This window comes from Ghiorsea bivora (genome assembly GCF_000744415.1).
GTDB classification, from domain to species: domain Bacteria; phylum Pseudomonadota; class Zetaproteobacteria; order Mariprofundales; family Mariprofundaceae; genus Ghiorsea; species Ghiorsea bivora.
Window position 1 is genome coordinate 282,647 of record NZ_JQLW01000005.1, and the last position, 17,254, is coordinate 299,900.

A 17,254-nucleotide genomic window follows, 5' to 3' on the forward strand; every position below is an offset into this window, starting at 1 on the left:
TTTTTATTGTGCTGCATTATGCAGTAAAAGTGGTCTAAATATCAAGATAAACCTAAATACGCATCGGCATTAATACATGACGAGAACGTTCATGCTCTTCTTCCAAAAGCAAAGCTGGTGACAAACTATCTTTCAATTGAATTCTCACTACAGGGCTCTTAATTGCAGATAATACATCACGCATATACTTGGCATTAAAGCCCACTTCAACCTCCAAGCCTTGGTAAGCTATAGAAATATCTTCTTCGGCCTGTTCTTGCTCTGTATTATGCGCTGCAATGGATAGTTTATCGTTTGCAAAGGTTAGTTTTACATCATGGGTGAAATCATTGGCAACCACCAAACTACGACGTAAAGCTTGATCCAAACAGTTTTTATCAATACTTGCAGTATATGGATTGTCTTTAGGAATAACATCTTCATAGACTGGATATTTGGCATCAATCACCTTTGAAGTAAAACGTTGTTGATTTACCTCAATCCTAACCTGTTGTTTTCCAAGAGATAATTTAATATCTTCCTCAGATTCTTCTGCCAATCTTTTGATTTCCATCACGGCTTTTTTAGGAACAATGCATTCTGTTTCATCATGCTCAACATCAAGTTTAAATTCACTTAAAGCCATACGATGACCATCGGTTGTTACAATACGAATACCATGTTCTTTTGAAACCTCAAACAAGCTACCCGTTAAATACTTTCTAGTTTCATCATTGGACATGGCAAAACTGGTTGATGAAATCATATTTGCTAATTCATGACCGGGGATCTGTATGGTTAAATCTGTTTCATCAGATGGCTCATTCGGAAATTCATCAGCTGGTTTAGTAGCCAATTTAAATTTTACACCGCCACTGGTAATATCTAAAAAAGAACCTTCTGTTTTTAGTTCAACAGGTGTTTCAGGATTTAATTCACGTACAATTTCAAAAATCTTTTTGGCTTCAACTGTAAATGAACCCGAATTTAGAACTTCAACGCTTTGTGTACTTGTGTACGTTGCTTGGAGATCTGTGGCTGTAAGTTTTAATGTTTGCTCTACAGTTTCAAATAAAATATTTGCTAAAATTGGATTGGTATTCCTTTTTTCAACGATATTTTGACAGCGTTGAATTTGTTGAAAAAGTGATGTTCTGGAAATTTTAATATGCATACTGTTATATTCTCTCACTTATATTATATTTAATTATCGTCATCGTAGGCATTGTTTATAAGTAGGATAAGCATGCTAATCATAAACAAAACAAACACTTAAATAAAGTTAATCGGTGTATATTTATTCTTATAACCTGTGGATAGATTGCGGATAATATGCTTTTTTTATTTTTTATTACAGATTATCTTTTAAATCACAACTTATCCACAATATAATCGTGATGTTATACGTATGTTTATACACAACTCATATGAGGTTATCCTTGTTTAAGAAGTAGTATCAAGCGGTTTATTTCATCATCAAAGTCTTGGTCTTGATTTCGTTCATTTTGAATTTTCCGGTGTGCGTATAAAATGGTTGTATGATCTTTTTTATCAAATTTATCAGCGATTTCAGGCATAGACATTTTGGTAAGTTCTTTGCTGATATACATAGCCACTTGTCTGGGGTACGCAATATTACGTTTACGAATTTTAGATTTCATATCTTGGATACGCACATTATAATAGTTGGCAACTTGTTTTTGGATGTCTTCAATGGTGATGGTTTTGGATTGAAGATTAAGTTGGTCACGTAATTTATCTTGGGCTAATTCCATGGTTATGGGTTTACCTGAAAGTTTGGCATAAGCCGTTAAACGTGTAAGCGCACCTTCTAATTCTCTAACATTGCTGGAAATTTTAGAGGCAAGTAAAAAACAAATATCATCGTCTAGTGTGATGCCAGCTAGCTCCACTTTGCTTTTCAAAATTGCCATACGTGTTTCAAAGTTGGGTGGTTGAATGTCAGCAACCAAACCCCAATTAAAGCGTGAGCGTAGTCGTTCTGCCAAATGTTTAATAGCAGATGGATCTCGGTCTGAAGTGAGGATAATTTGTTTTTGAGCTTTATGTAGGGCATCAAAAGTATGGAAAAACTCTTCTTGTGTACTTTGTTTACCTTCAATAAATTGAATATCATCAATGATTAACACATCAACTTTACGATACTTATCTCGGAAGGCAGAGGTTTTTTGCCCGCGGATAGCGTCAATCAGTTCGTTGGTAAAATGTTCACCTGTTCGGTAAGCAATACGCACATCTTTGTGTGCAACCAAATGGTTGGCAATGGCATTGATTAAGTGTGTTTTTCCTAAACCAACACCACCATGAATATACAAAGGATTGTATTGTGCACCAGGCTGGTCAGCCACGGCTAAACTTGCGGCGTGGCAAAACTCATTACTTGAGCCTACAACAAAGTTTTCAAAGGTAAAACGTTCATCAATAAAACCATCAATATTTTGTTTATGGGTAGATGTTTTGGTTTGTTGAACGGGTGCGAGTTCTATGGATGTATCAATGAGATATTTTAAGTGAATGTGGTGTAAATTTAGTGTTTGTAATGCATCTAAAATGTGTTGTTCACAGTCACTTTTTAGCCCATCAATAAAAAATTGATTGGGTACCTTGAGGGTCAAAATATTATCATCCAATTGGGCGGAGACAGGTTCAATCCATGCACCTATTTTTGCAGGCGATAATTGTGGTGATAAACGGAGCTTAATGGTTTCCCATAGTTCTTGATGATTCATGGCGTAAGCATAACCAAAAAAGATGACAATTCACATGTGATTATTTAAACATTGAAGGATTTCATGGACGAATCTGTGTTTACTATTCAGTATTCACATCTCATGAAGAATCAACGAAATACAATTTTTGAAGAATACGCAGAAATATTGGCCAATGTATCCCATGAAGGGGAGCAGTGTATTATGCGTTTAAAAGCACCAAAAACAGCAAAAACAGCAAACCCAGGGCAATTTGTACACATTCGTGTTTCGGATGCTTTGCCGCTGCGCCGCCCTATTTCGATTATGTTAACCAATCCAGAACAAGGTACCATCGATTTACTTTATAAAAAAATTGGTGAAGGCACAGTGCAACTTGGACAGCGCAAAAAGGGTGAAGTTTTACCAATGTTAGGGCCAATTGGTGTGCCTTTTGATTTGTCAGACACAAGCAAACGTTATATTCTGATTGGCGGTGGTGTTGGTGTGCCCCCCATGGTTTTTGTAGCAGATACTTTGGTTCAAAAAGCAGATTTAGTGTTGTTTGCTGGCTCTGAGGTTGCGTTTCCTTTTGCTTTAAAACCATCCGCATTTATGTTGCCTGGCATTGCGGGTAACACGACTTTAACCATATCTTCACTTGAAGCGCGTGGTATTGCCTGCAGATTGGCTTCAAATGCAGGGCTGTATGGTTGTTATGAAGGGCATGTGCCAGATTTAGCGCGTGATTATTTAACAGCATTAAGTGATGAGGAACGTGCGCGATGTGTATTGTTATCGTGTGGCCCTCATCCGATGCTTCATGCTGTAGCCAAACTGGGACGTGACTTGGGTATTTCTGCGCAGTTAAGTTTGGAAGAGTATATGGCATGTGGTATTGGTGGGTGTGCGGGTTGTGTGGTGAAAACCATTGAAGATGGACAAGAAAAATATAAGCGGGTGTGTGTAGATGGTCCTGTGTTTGATGCAGAGCAGCTACCCGAATTTGCTTAAACGTAAAAAAAGTTGGAATAGGAAGAATCATGAGTAGAAATTTTGTGTTTACATCAGAGTCTGTGGGTGAAGGTCACCCTGATAAGGTTGCAGACCAAATATCCGACAGTGTGTTGGATGCAATCCTTAAACAAGACCCAACTGCGCGTGTAGCATGTGAAACCATGGTCAACACAGGCATGGTGATTTTATCAGGTGAAATTACCACATCGGCAGTGATTGATTATCAAGAAATTGCACGTAATACCATTAAAGAAATTGGCTACAATTCATCAGATATGGGTTTTGATTATGCCTCTTGTGCGGTGTTGGTGACCATGGATAAACAATCAGTGGATATTGCAGCGGGCGTGAATGAAGGTGAAGGTCTTGATTTGGATCAAGGTGCAGGCGACCAAGGTTTGATGTTTGGTTATGCATCCAATGAAACGGATGTGTTGATGCCTATGCCTGTGCATTTGTCGCATCAGTTGATGGAAAAACAAGCGGAAGTTCGTAAAACGGGTGTGTTGAAATATTTGCGTCCTGATGCCAAGTCACAAGTGACAGTGCGTTATGAAAATTCTAAACCGGTAGCTATTGATGCGGTGGTGATTTCTACACAACACACGGCTGATGTTAGTCATGAAGACTTGGTTGCTGGTGTGATGCAAGAAATTGTACACCCTGTATTGGATAAAACGGGTTTGTTGCATGATAAAACAGAATATCACATTAATCCAACAGGGCGTTTTGTGATTGGTGGCCCAGTGGGTGACTGTGGTGTAACGGGTCGTAAAATCATTGTGGATACCTATGGTGGTTTTGGACATCACGGTGGCGGTGCATTTTCAGGTAAAGATCCAACGAAAGTAGACCGTTCGGCTTGTTATATGATGCGTTATGTGGCGAAAAATATTGTGGCTGCAGAGCTAGCAGATCGCTGTGAAGTGCAAGTGGCTTATGCCATTGGTGTCGCCCGTCCATTGTCTGTGATGGTGAATACCTTTGGTACAGGAAAAGTGGATGAAGCCAAACTTGCTGAAGCTGTGCGCGAAGTGTTTGATTTGCGTCCTAAAGGTATTGTGCAAGAACTTGATTTATTGCGCCCTATTTATGCGAAAACAGCGGCTTATGGTCATTTTGGTCGTGAACTTCCTGAATTCACTTGGGAAAAAACCGATAAAGTGGATGCATTGAAGGCAGCTGTGAAATCGTAAACAATAAGATTCCTCCACTACGGTCGGAATGACACAATGTGTGTCACCGCTAGCTAAGTCGAGAGGTCTTGTGAACAATTTAGACTGAGGAGCACTGCGCCGATGTTGTTTTATCATAAAATAACATCGTTAGGCTCAGTCGTTTGAATAAAAACAACGGTGCTCATATTTTTATATCACGAAAGTGATGCTTTTATAGGAGTATGAGAATGTCTGAATTTACAGATTATAAAGTCGCTGATATGTCATTAGCAGAATGGGGCCGCAAAGAAGTAAAAATTGCGGAAACAGAAATGCCTGGTTTGATGGCATTACGCGAAGAATATGCAGGCAAAAAACCTTTGGCTGGTGCGCGTATTGTGGGTTGTTTACACATGACGATTCAAACCGCTGTGTTAATGGAGACATTGGTTGAGCTGGGTGCGGAAATTCGCTGGTCATCATGCAATATTTTCTCCACACAAGACCAAGCAGCAGCGGCGATGGCTGCTGTTGGTATCCCAACATTTGCTTGGAAAGGCGAAACGGAAGAAGAGTTTTGGTGGTGTATTGAACAAACTGTACATGGTCCAGACGGTTGGACACCCAACTTGATTCTTGATGATGGTGGTGATGTTACCCAGTTGATTCATGATAAATATCCTGAATTATTGAAAGATATTAAAGGTTTATCTGAAGAAACTACAACAGGTGTTCACCGCCTTTATGAAATGGCGAAAGAAGGCAAACTTAAAGTCCCTGCGATTAATGTGAATGATTCCGTAACCAAATCCAAATTTGATAACCTTTATGGTTGTCGTGAATCTTTATTGGATGGCATCAAACGTGCAACTGATGTGATGATTGCGGGTAAAATTGCAGTTGTACTTGGTTATGGCGATGTGGGTAAAGGTTGCGCTCAGGCATTTAAAGGTATGGGTGCAACGGTTTGGGTAACAGAAATTGACCCAATTTGTGCGCTTCAAGCAGCGATGGAAGGTTATCGCGTGGTTGAAATGGATGATGCATGTAAATTGGGCGACATTTTTGTAACCACTACGGGCAACTATCATGTGATTCAGCATGACCATATGTTGAACATGAAAGACCAATCGATTGTTTGTAATATTGGTCATTTTGATAATGAAATTGATGTGGCTTCTTTGAAACAATACGAGTGGGAAAATGTAAAACCACAAGTGGATCAAATTATTTTCCCAGATGGTAAACGTATTACCTTGTTGGCAGAAGGTAGGTTGGTGAACCTTGGTTGCGCAACAGGCCACCCAAGTTTTGTGATGTCTGCATCATTTACCAACCAAGTGATGGCACAAATTGAGCTTTGGGAAAATCATGCCAATTATGGTAATGAAGTGTATGTATTACCCAAACGTTTGGATGAGAAAGTTGCACGTTTACACCTGGCAAAAATTGGCGTGAATTTAACCACTTTAACCCAAGAGCAAGCCGATTACATCAGTGTGCCTGTGGAAGGTCCATACAAAGTTGACCACTATCGTTATTAAGAGGTCAATCGCTTGAATAAGCTGTTTATTCTGGGGGTGGCAGTGTTTTTAACACTGCCACTTTTGGGTTGTGCAGCGAAAACAAAAGTGGTGCAGAGCAACCCATCGCCAGTGACAGTAAAGTTTGATAAAAATGGTGATGGTATTATTGATAGAATCGATTGGCGACGTATGAAAGATGCAGAAAAAAGCACTTATGCTCGCATGTTACTTGAAGAAATTGGTGAAAACCCTGATGCAATTGTGAAAGGCAAACAAACACGCGAATTGCTATTATTAGAGGGTTTAAATGCGGTTTATGGTAAATAAATCACCTGAATTCAAGTCATGTAGACAAGTCATTTAGAGATGGTGTTTAACACTCTGTAATGGTTACCGCCAACCCGCCCAATGATGTTTCTTTAAATTTAACAGACATTTCTTCCCCCGTTTGTTTCATCGCAGCAATACAATTATCCAAAGACATAAAATGTTCACCCGTGCCATGCATAGCCAATGATGCGGCGGTGTATGCTTTTATTGCACCAAACCCATTGCGTTCAATGCAGGGAACTTGTACTAGGCCGCCCACAGGATCACAAGTCATGCCTAAATGATGTTCTAATGCCATTTCAGAGGCATGTTCCACCTGTTTGGGTGTTCCGCCCCGCACAGCGCACAAACCTGCTGCTGCCATGGCTGCTGCAGAGCCAACTTCACCCTGACATCCAACTTCGGCACCAGAAATGGAGCTGTTGTGTTTGATAATGCCACCAATTGCACTCGCAGTTAATAAAAAATCACGCACATCTTGTGTTGTACCACCTTCATATTGCATCCAATAATAAAGCACGGCTGGAATCACTCCTGCTGCACCATTGGTGGGTGCAGTCACCACCATATGCCCTGCCGCATTTTCTTCGTTCACAGCCATGGCATAGGCACATAACCAATCATTCATGTTGGTGTTGTTTTGGGCGAGAAGTTTCTGTTGTAATTGTTTGGCGCGTCTGGCGATGTTTAAGCCACCTGGCAATGTCCCTTCTGTATCCAACCCACGTTGAATACACTGGGTCATGGCTTGCCATGTTTTGTCTAAACCAGCATAAAGTTTTTGTGTATCAAGGGTTTGTGTTTCATTGGTTTGTTTCATGGCAGCAATGGATAGCTTGCTTTTTTTTGCCATGGCTAACATGACTTCTGCGGTGTCAAAAGCATAAGGCACTGTGTTGTTGTTTTGCATTTTTAGGGGTGCAACCAGCTGTTTGATTTCAGAGGCGGAGTTGATAAAACCACCGCCAATAGAGAAGTATGTTTCGGAAATTATAATGTTCCCAGCATCATCCAAAAGCTCAAAAATCATACCGTTGGGGTGTTCAGGCAGAGGTTTTCCTGTATCAAATATAATATTGGAGTCCGCACAAAACGCCACACGCTGTTCACCATGAATGGTGATGAAGTGACTTGACCAAATGCGTTGTGTTAATACATCCAAATCATGGTCTGCTACATCATTGGGCAAGTAACCGTGGAGTCCTAGCGCAACAGCACGGTCAGTAGCATGACCTTTACCTGTTGCTGATAATGAGCCTTTGAGGGTGCAACGGATTTGAAGTTTTTCAGACTGTGGTGGCAGATGTTGTTTTAATGATTGTATAAACGTGTGTGCGGCAAGCATGGGCCCCATGGTGTGTGAGCTTGAAGGGCCAATACCAATTTTAAACAGTTCCAGTGCGCTGATAAACATAAGTCACCTCCAACACTACAAAATAAGCGTAACAAGGTGATGCTTTTAGGTCAAAACAAGGAAATAAAGGCTATTTAGAAAGTTTCTGTTGAAGGGCTCTGAGTGCGCGACCACGGTGGGAAATAGCGGCTTTTTCTTGGGGTGTGCTTTGGGCAAATGTTTTGCCTAATTCAGGGCAGAAGAATAGCGGGTCATAACCAAAGCCTGTGTCGCCTGTTTCTTGTTCCACAATAAAGCCATTCACTTTGCCCTCAGCGGTGATATCTTCATGATTGGGTACAGATAGGTGCAAAGCACAAACAAAATGTGCTGAACGGTCGTTTATGCCCTTTAAATCATGTAAAAGTTTGATGTTGTTATCTGCATCAGTGGCATGTTCACCTGCAAACCGAGCAGAGTATACACCTGGTGCACCATCAAGGGCGGACACACATAAACCTGAATCATCAGCAAGTGCAGCACATTGATTGGCTTGCATAAAAGCATAAGCTTTTTTCTTCGCATTGCCTGAAAAAGTGTCTGCATCTTCAACTACATCGACAAAGTTTGTTTCTGAAGCGGGCACAACTTTGATGTTTAAGTGTTCTAAAATTTGTTCGATTTCAGCGCGTTTTTTCTTGTTATTGCTAGCAATAACGAGTTTGTTGATGTTCAATTAACCATTGCCTTGGCTTTCATATAAAGCTTGAAGGATTTCTCTAGCACCAAGGTCTAAAATGGTATCTGCAAGCTGAATACCTAAGCTTTCAGCGTCATGTTTTGAGCCAGAAACTTGGCGGCGAATTAATGTTTTGCCATCTACAGAGCCGACTAAGCCATCAAGGTGTAGGTTTTCACCATCTAAAGTGGCATATGCGCCGATAGGCACTTGGCAGCCACCCTCTAAACGGGCTAAAAATGCGCGTTCTGCTTGGGTTCTAAATACGGTTTCCGCATCATTTAAGGCATCAACCATGCGATTGACTTCATCATTATCATCTTTGGTTTGTATGCCTAATGTGCCTTGGGCAACGGCGGGCAATACATCCCCTACTTCCAGATAACCATGCATTTGATCTTGCATACCCATGCGTTTGATACCAGCGGCTGCTAGGATGACAGCATCCACTTCTGTACCCAATTTGTTACGACGAGTTTGAATATTACCGCGAATTGAAACACATTTAAATTTGGGGTATTTGGCATTGATTTGGGCAATGCGGCGCAAACTTGAGGTGCCGATGGTTGCATCTTCAGGCAATGAATCCAAATCACCACCTGTGACGGTGGCATAAATATCGCGCGGGTCTTCACGTTTGGGATGTGCTCTGATTGAAGTACCTGCTGGAAGCTCTGTTGGTACATCTTTCATGGAGTGAACTGCAATGTCTGCCCTGCCATCAAGCAATGCTTCATCAATTTCTTTGGTAAACAAACCTTTACCGCCGACTTTGGCGAGCGGAACATCCAAGATTTTATCGCCTTTGGTTACAATCTTGACCAGTTCAGTGGTTGTGCCAGGAAATAAACGCTCCAATTCAGCAGAGACCCATTCTGCTTGCCAAAGGGCAAGTGGTGATTTGCGTGTTGCGATACGAATATGGGTCATCTGATGTCTCCGAAATAAAGTAGGCTAATTAAGCGAAGGCGTAATCTAGGAATAATCCGAGAAAAATAACAGCACCAAGCACATTATTATGTAAAAATGCTTTAAAACAATCCTCACGTTTCCATGCAGAAATTAAATATTGATGGTATAGCGCAAATAAAGCAGCGGTAGCAAGAGCAGTAAAATAAAACATACCTAGGTTTTTGCTTTGCCCTATCCATATCATGATACCTAAAAAAGAACATTGGAATAAACCAATCCAAAGTGCATTGTATTTACCAAATAATACAGCCGTTGATTTTACACCAATCTTGATGTCATCATCATAATCAACCATGGCATACATGGTATCATAGGCCAATACCCAGCATACGTTTGCAATAAATAACAACCATGCTTCTAGCGTAATATGCCCAAGGCTTGCCATATAAACCATAGGAATTGCCCAGCCAAATGCAGCACCCAAAAATACCTGTGGCAAATGGGTATAACGCTTCATGAATGGGTAAATTGCGGCTAGGAAAAGGGCGACTACGGATAAAATAATGGTGTTCCAGTCCAGTGTTAACACAAGCATAAAAGCAAGTGAAACAAGCGTGAAAAAGAGGGTTAATGCTTGTTTGGATGTGACTTCACCCGTGGCAAGAGGTCGATGGGCTGTACGTTTGACTTTGCCATCGACTTTTCTGTCGGCAAAGTCGTTGATCACACAGCCAGCAGCGCGCATGAGAAAGACACCAGCAACAAATACGAGAAGAATAAAAGGGTCAGGTTGCCCGTTGGTTGCCAGCCACAATGCCCACAAGGTTGGCCACAATAATAGAAAAGTACCAATGGGTTTATCCAAGCGCATGAGGCGGATATAGGGGTTAGCTTTCCAAGACATTTAGTGAAGTAAGAGTATTACCCAAGTGACTATAAACGTAATACCGCACAACGATACAGCTGCTGAAGCAAGGTCTTTAGCGCGTCCTGACAGTTCATGATGCTCTGTACCAATGCGATCAACGGTTGCTTCAATGGCAGAGTTTAAAAGCTCTACAATAATCACCAGTAACCAAGCGCCAAGCATTAAAACTTGTTCAATTGCCCCTTCACCCAAATAAAAAGCAAGGGGTACAATGAATAATGAAGCGATAATTTCAATACGAAAAGCTTGTTCGTATTGCCAAGCCGCTTTTAAACCAGCAAACGACCATTGTGTCGCGTACCATAGGTGTTCAAGCGCATGGTGGTTGGGTTTCACGATGGGCGTTTATCGTAATAACGCAGTAGTGAGAGTTGTGGTGAGCGTTTTTCATTAACTGGTACAGGATAATCACCAGAAAAACATGCATCACAATGCAACTCACGGGGTTTGCCTACAGCTTTGAATAAACCCTCATTGGATACAAAGGCTAACGAGTCTGCACCAATTGCCTTACACATTTCGTCCAAGTTCATTTGATTTGCCATGAGTTCTTCAGAAGTTGGGGTATTGATACCATAAAAACATGAATGTTTGGTTGGTGGGCTGGAGATACGCATGTGAATTTCTGTAGCACCTGCTGCGCGTACCATTTCGACGATTTTACGGCTGGTTGTTCCGCGTACGATAGAGTCGTCCACCAAAATAACACGTTTGCCTGCAATCATATCACGATTGGGGTTAAGTTTAAGCTTCACACCAAAGTTACGAATGCTTTGTTTGGGCTCAATAAATGTGCGCCCTACATAATGGTTACGTATTAAACCCATTTGAAATGGAATACCCGCCTCAAGGGCAAAACCCATGGCTGGTGGTACGCCTGAATCAGGAACGGGAATCACCATATCGGCATCCACATAGGACTCTTTGGCAAGCTCAACACCAATATTATGACGCGCTTGATATACATTCACACCTTCAAGTGTGGAATCTGGGCGCGCAAAATACACATATTCAAACACACAGAATTTTATGGCCGGTTTTTCGAAAGGGAAATAGGAGCGTAGTGTGCCATCAGGGTCAACGACCACCAATTCACCTGCTTCAACATCGCGCACAAAATCTGCACCCACCAAGTCAAACGCACAGGTTTCGCTTGCCATCACCCATGAACCGTCAAGTTTACCAAGCACTAAAGGGCGAATACCATTGGGGTCGCGTGCACCAAACAAACGTGTTTCAGTCATCAGTAATACGGAAAAACCGCCTTCGAGTTGTTTTACTGCATCGGTAAGGCGTTCGCGGGTGCTATTGCCACTGCTTTTTGCCAATAAGTGAATAATCACTTCGGTATCTGATGTTGATTGAAAAATAGACCCGTCTTTTTCAAGACCTTTGCGTAAGGCTTCGGCGTTAACAATGTTACCATTGTGGCACATGGCAATACCACCATGTGCATATTGGTACATAAATGGCTGGCAGTTGCGTAGACCCAAGTCACCAGCCGTAGAATAACGCACATGACCAATAGCAATACGACCTTCTAATTTCACAATATCTTCTTTTTGGTATACATCAGATACCAAACCCATGCCACGGTGGTTATTAAAATTGGTGCCATCTGTGGAAATAATCCCCGTAGATTCTTGACCACGATGTTGTAAGGCGTAAAGCCCTAGGTAAGTGAGGTTGGCGGCCTCTGGATGGTCTAACACACCAAATACACCGCATTCATCGCGGAAATGATCATCATCGAAGTGGGTTTCGTTTAAGCTAGTGTTGCTCATGGTTTGGCATCCTTAATGGTGTCTAATAAAAGTGATTTCATGGCTTCTTGGTCTTGGTCAGAAATATGATCTTTGGCTGTCTCTACAGCACTTTTTACCACCTGTTTCACAGATGGTAGTTGGTTTTTTGCTGCGCCATTCTGGGTTGATAGGGGGTAATCTTTGGGTATGGTTTTACCAATCAAATCACTGAGTTGTAGGGCGTATGGGGTAAGCAGACTTTTTTGCATCCAAGTTTGGTCGGGTTTGGCATAAGATGTGTAAACGAGAAAGGCAACACCAATAAGTAATATACCTCGAGCGGCACCAAAAAACACGCCCAATGTACGGTCTGTTGCTGTTAAGTCAGCCATATCCACCAATTTGCGAATTAAAGCACTGATTAAACCAACAACAATCATGATAAATACAAAAATAAGTACAAAACCTGCGACATTGGCAATGGTATTGTTTTCAATCCAGTCGTGAAGCAAGGCACCTACATCACTAGACATGCGCCCAGCGATAAAAAAGGCTAAAATTAAGCCAATCAATGAAATGATTTCACGCACAAAACCACGCCAAATCGATAATACCATGGATAAACCCACGATAGTTATGAGGATGTAATCAAAATAATTCACATCAGCCTCGTTATTATTGAAGGTCTAAACGTTTGAAGTCATGACTAAAATGCAAGTTGCACGGCGCTGCTCAAATGTTTGGCTGGCATACTTTGCCAATCTTTACCTTCTTTTGATGGGCGTAGGATAGCAGCGATATTCGCTTCCTGCACCCTTGTAAAATTGCCTTGTGGTAAAAGCAGTTGTGAAAAGCCCAAATTCGCTGCTTCTTTGGCTCTGGCTTCTGGCGCACCCACGGCGCGAATTTCACCTGTTAATCCAACCTCACCAAATACCACCAAGTCAGAGGGCAGAGGTTTTTCTTGGAATGCAGAAAGAATAGCGAGGACTACGCCTAAGTCGGATGCTGGTTCAGAAAGTTTTACGCCGCCCACTACATTCACATAAATATCTTGTGTACCCAAAGGAATGCCGACACGCCTTTCCAATACAGCTGTAAGCATGGCCACCCGAGTGGCATCCACGCCCACGGTTGAGCGCTTGGGCGTGGCATACACAGTGGGTGCCACTAAGGCTTGAATTTCCACCAAAATCGGGCGGGTACCTTCCATGCACGCCACCACCACAGAGCCTGGTACATCCACAGCACGCTCAGCCAAGAATAAACGCGACGCATCACGAATACCTGTGAGCCCTTTGTCACTCATTTCAAATACACCGATTTCACCCGCAGGACCAAATCGGTTTTTAACGGCGCGAAGTACGCGATGGTTGTGTCCCCTATCGCCTTCAAAATAAAGCACGGCATCGACCATGTGTTCCAACACGCGAGGTCCAGCAATGCTACCATCTTTGGTGACATGCCCGACCAAAATCAAGGCATGGCCAAGCTGTTTTGCGCTAGCAATCAAAGCCGCTGCACAATCGCGCACTTGGGATACTGTGCCGGGTGCTGAAGATAGTTGGCTGGTGACGGTCGTTTGAATGGAATCGATAATCACGGTGTGCGGTTTAAACTTGGCAATGGTGGAAAGCATGGCTTCCAAATCGCACGATGTGGTGAGTTGTAAGTCCTCGTGCAAGGCATCGATGCGCTCACCCCTTAAGTGTACTTGCCGTGCTGATTCTTCGCCTGTGATATACAAAACTGTGCCGTGATGTTCAGCAAGTTTGGCGCTGGCTTGCAATAATAATGTAGACTTACCAATACCAGGGTCGCCGCCAATCAACACGGCAGAACCACGCACCAAACCACCGCCAAGCACCCTATCCAATTCTTCAATATGGGTTACACGGCGCGGTGTATCTTTGCTGTTAATTTCGGTAATCGGCTCTGGGCTTAAAGCGTTGCCAATGGATGTTTGTTTTTGATTGCGAAAGCCTGTGATTTCCACGGCCTGCTCAGAAATACAGTTCCATTCATGACAATCTGGGCATTGTCCTTGCCATTTACGTTGTTCGGAGCCACAGGACTGGCAAATATATAAAGATTTGGCTGCCATCTTAACCTATTTTGTCACTCCCGCGAAGGCGGGAGTCCATGGATACCCAATCAAGCTGGGTATGACGGTGTTTTTTGGGTTGCTGCCTTTTATAGCTATACATGTTCATGATGTAAACGCTTGCATAAATTCTTGCACCCCATCAGGCTCACAAACCAAAAGCACAGTGCACCCAGCATCCATGGCTTTTTCAGCCGCTTCAGGCACGGGCATACCGCAGCCTTTCATGCATAAATCATCGCTCCAAATATCGCCCTTAAATGCCATGTCGTTTTGCAACACATCTTGCAGCCAATATTTAGAAAATGTTGCCACGTCTTTGTTGATGTTTGGGTATGCTACATGCGCGGTCATGATATGTTTCAAACCTTTTTGAAACAGTTGCGGAAAGGCATCGGCTTCTTTCAAAATGGTGTTTAAATCGGCATCTACTTCTGGCATGGCAAGGTGAGAATCAGTATCGGCCCTACCGTGGCCTGGAAAATGTTTACCAATGGCATCAATGCCCGCATCGTGTAAACCAAACATACATGCGGTTGCCAGTGTGGCGATGCTGTCTGCATCTTTGGCATAGGCGCGATTGCCAATAATTGGGTCGCCTTGCGGATAAAAAATATCCAATACGGGCGCACAATTATGGGTAAAGCCAAGCTCTTTTAAAGCAGTGCCTGCTTGATAACTATCCTTAAACACTTGCTTGATGGCTTCATCCGCATCTTTTTTATACAACGCACCAAAATCAGCAGCTTGAGTGCGCTTATTAAATGGTACCCATGGCATGCGGTGAACCCGACCGCCCTCTTCATCAATCGCTGCCCAAATACCTTTACCTGCATGTTTGCGTACATCTTCAAGCAATACTTTGGTTTGTTCAGGGCTTTGCACATTGCGTGCAAATAAAATCACGCCTTTGGGCGTATGATTTTGAAGCCAATCTTTTTCTTGGTCGGTAAGCGTTAAACCTTCCAATCCGATAATTGCATGTTGATACATGCCAAAATCCTAACGTTTAATAGAGTTGAACAAAAGGAGTAAATGGTTATTCACTTTTGGGCTTATAAAAGTGCTGTTTGTATTGTTTGGAAAGGAAAACAATTACGCAGTCACTTTTCAGCGATGTAACTAAAAACCACAGTGGGCACTGTACTTTTATTTGACAACAGTATATTAGAAGAAATAATAATTACCATATGTTGACAAAAAGAAATTATTATTTCTATAATGCTTGTGTGATGCTAAGAAAAAATAATATTAAACTTTTTGTGCGCCAGCAGTCGGGTAAACTGGGAGCAGTGATTTGTGCTGCGCGGCAAGCCCAAGGTTTGACGCAAGCCAAGCTTGCAGAGGCGCTGCATGTCACCATCCCAACCATACGCAAATTAGAGTCAGGCGATGCTTCGGTAAGCTTACATACTTGTTTGGCAGCACTACTAATTTTAAACATTGAAAAAGATGTTTTGCATACGCCGCAAAAAGAAAGACAAACCTTGCCGCAGGTTGAGACAAAACAACGTGCCAGCTTTGCCAAGCGATTACAGTTGCAAGGGGAGAATGCTAGGGATGCAGAAAATTCAGCTTGGATTTTATCCTTATCGCCCCAGCAGCGGGTGCAAGTTTTAATCAATCAAGAAAAGGAGCAAAGCTTATGTGGCATCGCACGCCCATAGAAGAAGCTGCCGCTTTGATGCAGAGGATAACGCAACATCATGGGCGCAGTATGTTAATTGGTGGTGCGGCACTATTTTTGTACGGGAAACCACAACGCTCATTGGATTATGATTTATGGGTGCGCATTGCCAATGATGAGTTGGTTGAGATTTTAACGGCACACGGCTTTGAAATCGATAGCAATCGCGCTGGGCGCATGGTAGCTTATTATGAAGAATGTAAGTTTGATTTCTTTTTATTTAAGCGGGCATACAACTATGACAAAGAGCTGGTAGAATATGATGCCATTGAAGCCAATGCCAAAGAAGTTTGCCTTGAGCATGGCAAGCTGCTAATTCCATCCATTGAAGATATGATTAAACTCAAAAAACTGGGTGATGATATTCGCAGCAAAGACTTGGAAGATATTGCTTATCTTGAGGCGTTGTTAAAGGCTGGGATTTAGTTTGAAGCCGCTAGAAATATATAGTAACCATCTAATATAAAAGGATAAAATATTAAAGGGTGCTTCAGGTAGATGAAACCTATAAGCCATTGAAAAATAAAGGGATGTGTAAAGATTGATCTGGCCCACTTTGCTTTTTATCTCATGCTTGATTAGCTAGTATCCCATGCGGCATGGTTACCAACACTGAGCAGGGAGCATGTTGCACGACACGCTCAGCAGTAGAGCCGAGGAGCAAATGTTCAAGCACACCTTTCTCACCATGACGACCAATGATTATCAAATCCGCAGGCATAGCTTGGGCAAAATTACAGATAGTTCTGGCAGGGCTACCCTGAGTATCTTCCAAATGAATAATTATCGGAATGTCGACACTTGCCGCCTGTTTGTTGAGGCGTTTCTGTGCCATTTGATGCTGTGCCTTATTCGTGTCATCCATAGGTGAAATTAAAATCAAGTCACCATCTACAAAGACAGGCGGCTCGATGACATGGATCAAGTGAATATCAGCATGAAGTTGGACTGCCAGTACAACCGCACGCCTGAGTGCTTCATCGGACTGCTTTGAAAAGTCAGTCGGGACAATAATTTTCCCTTCTTTAATCATAATATCCTCCTAGAATCAATGGGTAAAGAGAGAAAAGATTACTTTAACTCTAAACC

At 42.3% G+C, this 17,254-nt stretch carries 18 protein-coding genes and 1 riboswitch; of the genes, 6 read left to right on the forward strand and 12 right to left on the reverse strand.

What is annotated here, in order from left to right:
- Window positions 1–52 precede the first annotated feature (52 nt).
- Both dnaN and dnaA read right to left on the reverse strand, forming a co-directional pair.
- A complete protein-coding gene (dnaN, locus tag DM09_RS01930; RefSeq protein WP_038247154.1) occupies window positions 53–1,153 on the reverse strand; it encodes a DNA polymerase III subunit beta in 1,101 nt (366 codons plus the stop codon).
- Between the two features lie 259 nt (window positions 1,154–1,412).
- A complete protein-coding gene (gene dnaA / locus DM09_RS01935) occupies window positions 1,413–2,729 on the reverse strand; it encodes a chromosomal replication initiator protein DnaA (protein ID WP_038247156.1) in 1,317 nt (438 codons plus the stop codon).
- Between the two features lie 63 nt (window positions 2,730–2,792).
- On the opposite strand from dnaA, the gene DM09_RS01940 reads away from it, so the two are divergent.
- From DM09_RS01940 to DM09_RS10960, 4 genes are all read left to right on the forward strand, one after another.
- Window positions 2,793–3,701 carry a dihydroorotate dehydrogenase electron transfer subunit gene (locus tag DM09_RS01940; RefSeq protein WP_051937927.1) on the forward strand — a complete coding sequence of 303 codons (909 nt, stop codon included), beginning with the start codon at window positions 2,793–2,795 and terminating at the stop codon, window positions 3,699–3,701.
- A 29-nt stretch (window positions 3,702–3,730) separates the two neighbouring features.
- Window positions 3,731–4,900, forward strand: a complete 1,170-nt coding sequence (gene metK / locus DM09_RS01945; RefSeq protein WP_038247158.1) for a methionine adenosyltransferase — start codon at window positions 3,731–3,733, stop codon at window positions 4,898–4,900.
- A gap of 80 nt (window positions 4,901–4,980) precedes the next feature.
- Window positions 4,981–5,072: riboswitch (S-adenosyl-L-homocysteine riboswitch) on the forward strand.
- Between the two features lie 37 nt (window positions 5,073–5,109).
- A complete protein-coding gene (ahcY, locus tag DM09_RS01950; RefSeq protein ID WP_038247160.1) occupies window positions 5,110–6,405 on the forward strand; it encodes an adenosylhomocysteinase in 1,296 nt (431 codons plus the stop codon).
- 12 nt (window positions 6,406–6,417) lie between these two features.
- The gene (locus tag DM09_RS10960) at window positions 6,418–6,714 is read left to right on the forward strand and encodes a hypothetical protein (protein ID WP_051937929.1); all 297 of its coding nucleotides are present in this window, start codon (window positions 6,418–6,420) and stop codon (window positions 6,712–6,714) included.
- A gap of 46 nt (window positions 6,715–6,760) precedes the next feature.
- Here the strand turns inward: DM09_RS10960 and DM09_RS01960 are convergent, their stop codons facing one another.
- The 9 genes from DM09_RS01960 to nagZ form a co-directional block, all read right to left on the reverse strand.
- Window positions 6,761–8,131 (reverse strand): L-serine ammonia-lyase, encoded by a 1,371-nt coding sequence (locus DM09_RS01960; RefSeq protein ID WP_038247162.1) that lies wholly within the window; start codon window positions 8,129–8,131, stop codon window positions 6,761–6,763.
- A 70-nt stretch (window positions 8,132–8,201) separates the two neighbouring features.
- Window positions 8,202–8,786, reverse strand: coding sequence for an XTP/dITP diphosphatase (locus tag DM09_RS01965; protein WP_318024116.1), 585 nt, complete (start codon window positions 8,784–8,786; stop codon window positions 8,202–8,204).
- The gene (hemC, locus tag DM09_RS01970; protein ID WP_038247163.1) at window positions 8,787–9,719 is read right to left on the reverse strand and encodes a hydroxymethylbilane synthase; all 933 of its coding nucleotides are present in this window, start codon (window positions 9,717–9,719) and stop codon (window positions 8,787–8,789) included.
- Window positions 9,720–9,747: 28 nt separating this feature from the next.
- Complete coding sequence (gene ubiA, locus DM09_RS01975) at window positions 9,748–10,605, reverse strand: 4-hydroxybenzoate octaprenyltransferase (protein ID WP_038247164.1); 858 nt, start codon at window positions 10,603–10,605, stop codon at window positions 9,748–9,750.
- On the reverse strand, window positions 10,606–10,965 hold the full coding sequence (locus DM09_RS01980; protein ID WP_038247165.1) for a diacylglycerol kinase: 360 nt from the start codon (window positions 10,963–10,965) through the stop codon (window positions 10,606–10,608). It abuts the gene before it with no gap.
- Complete coding sequence (gene purF / locus DM09_RS01985; protein WP_038247166.1) at window positions 10,962–12,413, reverse strand: amidophosphoribosyltransferase; 1,452 nt, start codon at window positions 12,411–12,413, stop codon at window positions 10,962–10,964. The genes DM09_RS01980 and purF overlap by 4 nt, the downstream gene beginning before the upstream one ends.
- The gene (locus DM09_RS01990) at window positions 12,410–13,036 is read right to left on the reverse strand and encodes a CvpA family protein (protein ID WP_038247167.1); all 627 of its coding nucleotides are present in this window, start codon (window positions 13,034–13,036) and stop codon (window positions 12,410–12,412) included. Before DM09_RS01990 ends, purF begins: the two co-directional genes overlap by 4 nt.
- 44 nt (window positions 13,037–13,080) lie before the next feature.
- Entirely contained in the window at window positions 13,081–14,478 is a 1,398-nt protein-coding gene (radA, locus tag DM09_RS01995; RefSeq protein WP_081881048.1) for a DNA repair protein RadA, read from the reverse strand.
- A 105-nt stretch (window positions 14,479–14,583) separates the two neighbouring features.
- Window positions 14,584–15,471, reverse strand: a complete 888-nt coding sequence (gene nagZ / locus DM09_RS02000) for a beta-N-acetylhexosaminidase (RefSeq protein ID WP_038247168.1) — start codon at window positions 15,469–15,471, stop codon at window positions 14,584–14,586.
- Between the two features lie 239 nt (window positions 15,472–15,710).
- On the opposite strand from nagZ, the gene DM09_RS10965 reads away from it, so the two are divergent.
- Window positions 15,711–16,145 carry a helix-turn-helix domain-containing protein gene (locus DM09_RS10965; protein ID WP_051937931.1) on the forward strand — a complete coding sequence of 145 codons (435 nt, stop codon included), beginning with the start codon at window positions 15,711–15,713 and terminating at the stop codon, window positions 16,143–16,145.
- Window positions 16,124–16,591, forward strand: coding sequence for a hypothetical protein (locus tag DM09_RS02010; RefSeq protein WP_038247169.1), 468 nt, complete (start codon window positions 16,124–16,126; stop codon window positions 16,589–16,591). The genes DM09_RS10965 and DM09_RS02010 overlap by 22 nt, the downstream gene beginning before the upstream one ends.
- Before the next feature lie 142 nt (window positions 16,592–16,733).
- Here DM09_RS02010 and DM09_RS02015 read toward each other — a convergent pair whose 3' ends face one another.
- Window positions 16,734–17,198 carry a universal stress protein gene (locus tag DM09_RS02015; RefSeq protein WP_038247170.1) on the reverse strand — a complete coding sequence of 155 codons (465 nt, stop codon included), beginning with the start codon at window positions 17,196–17,198 and terminating at the stop codon, window positions 16,734–16,736.
- Between the last annotated feature and the right edge of the window lie 56 nt (window positions 17,199–17,254).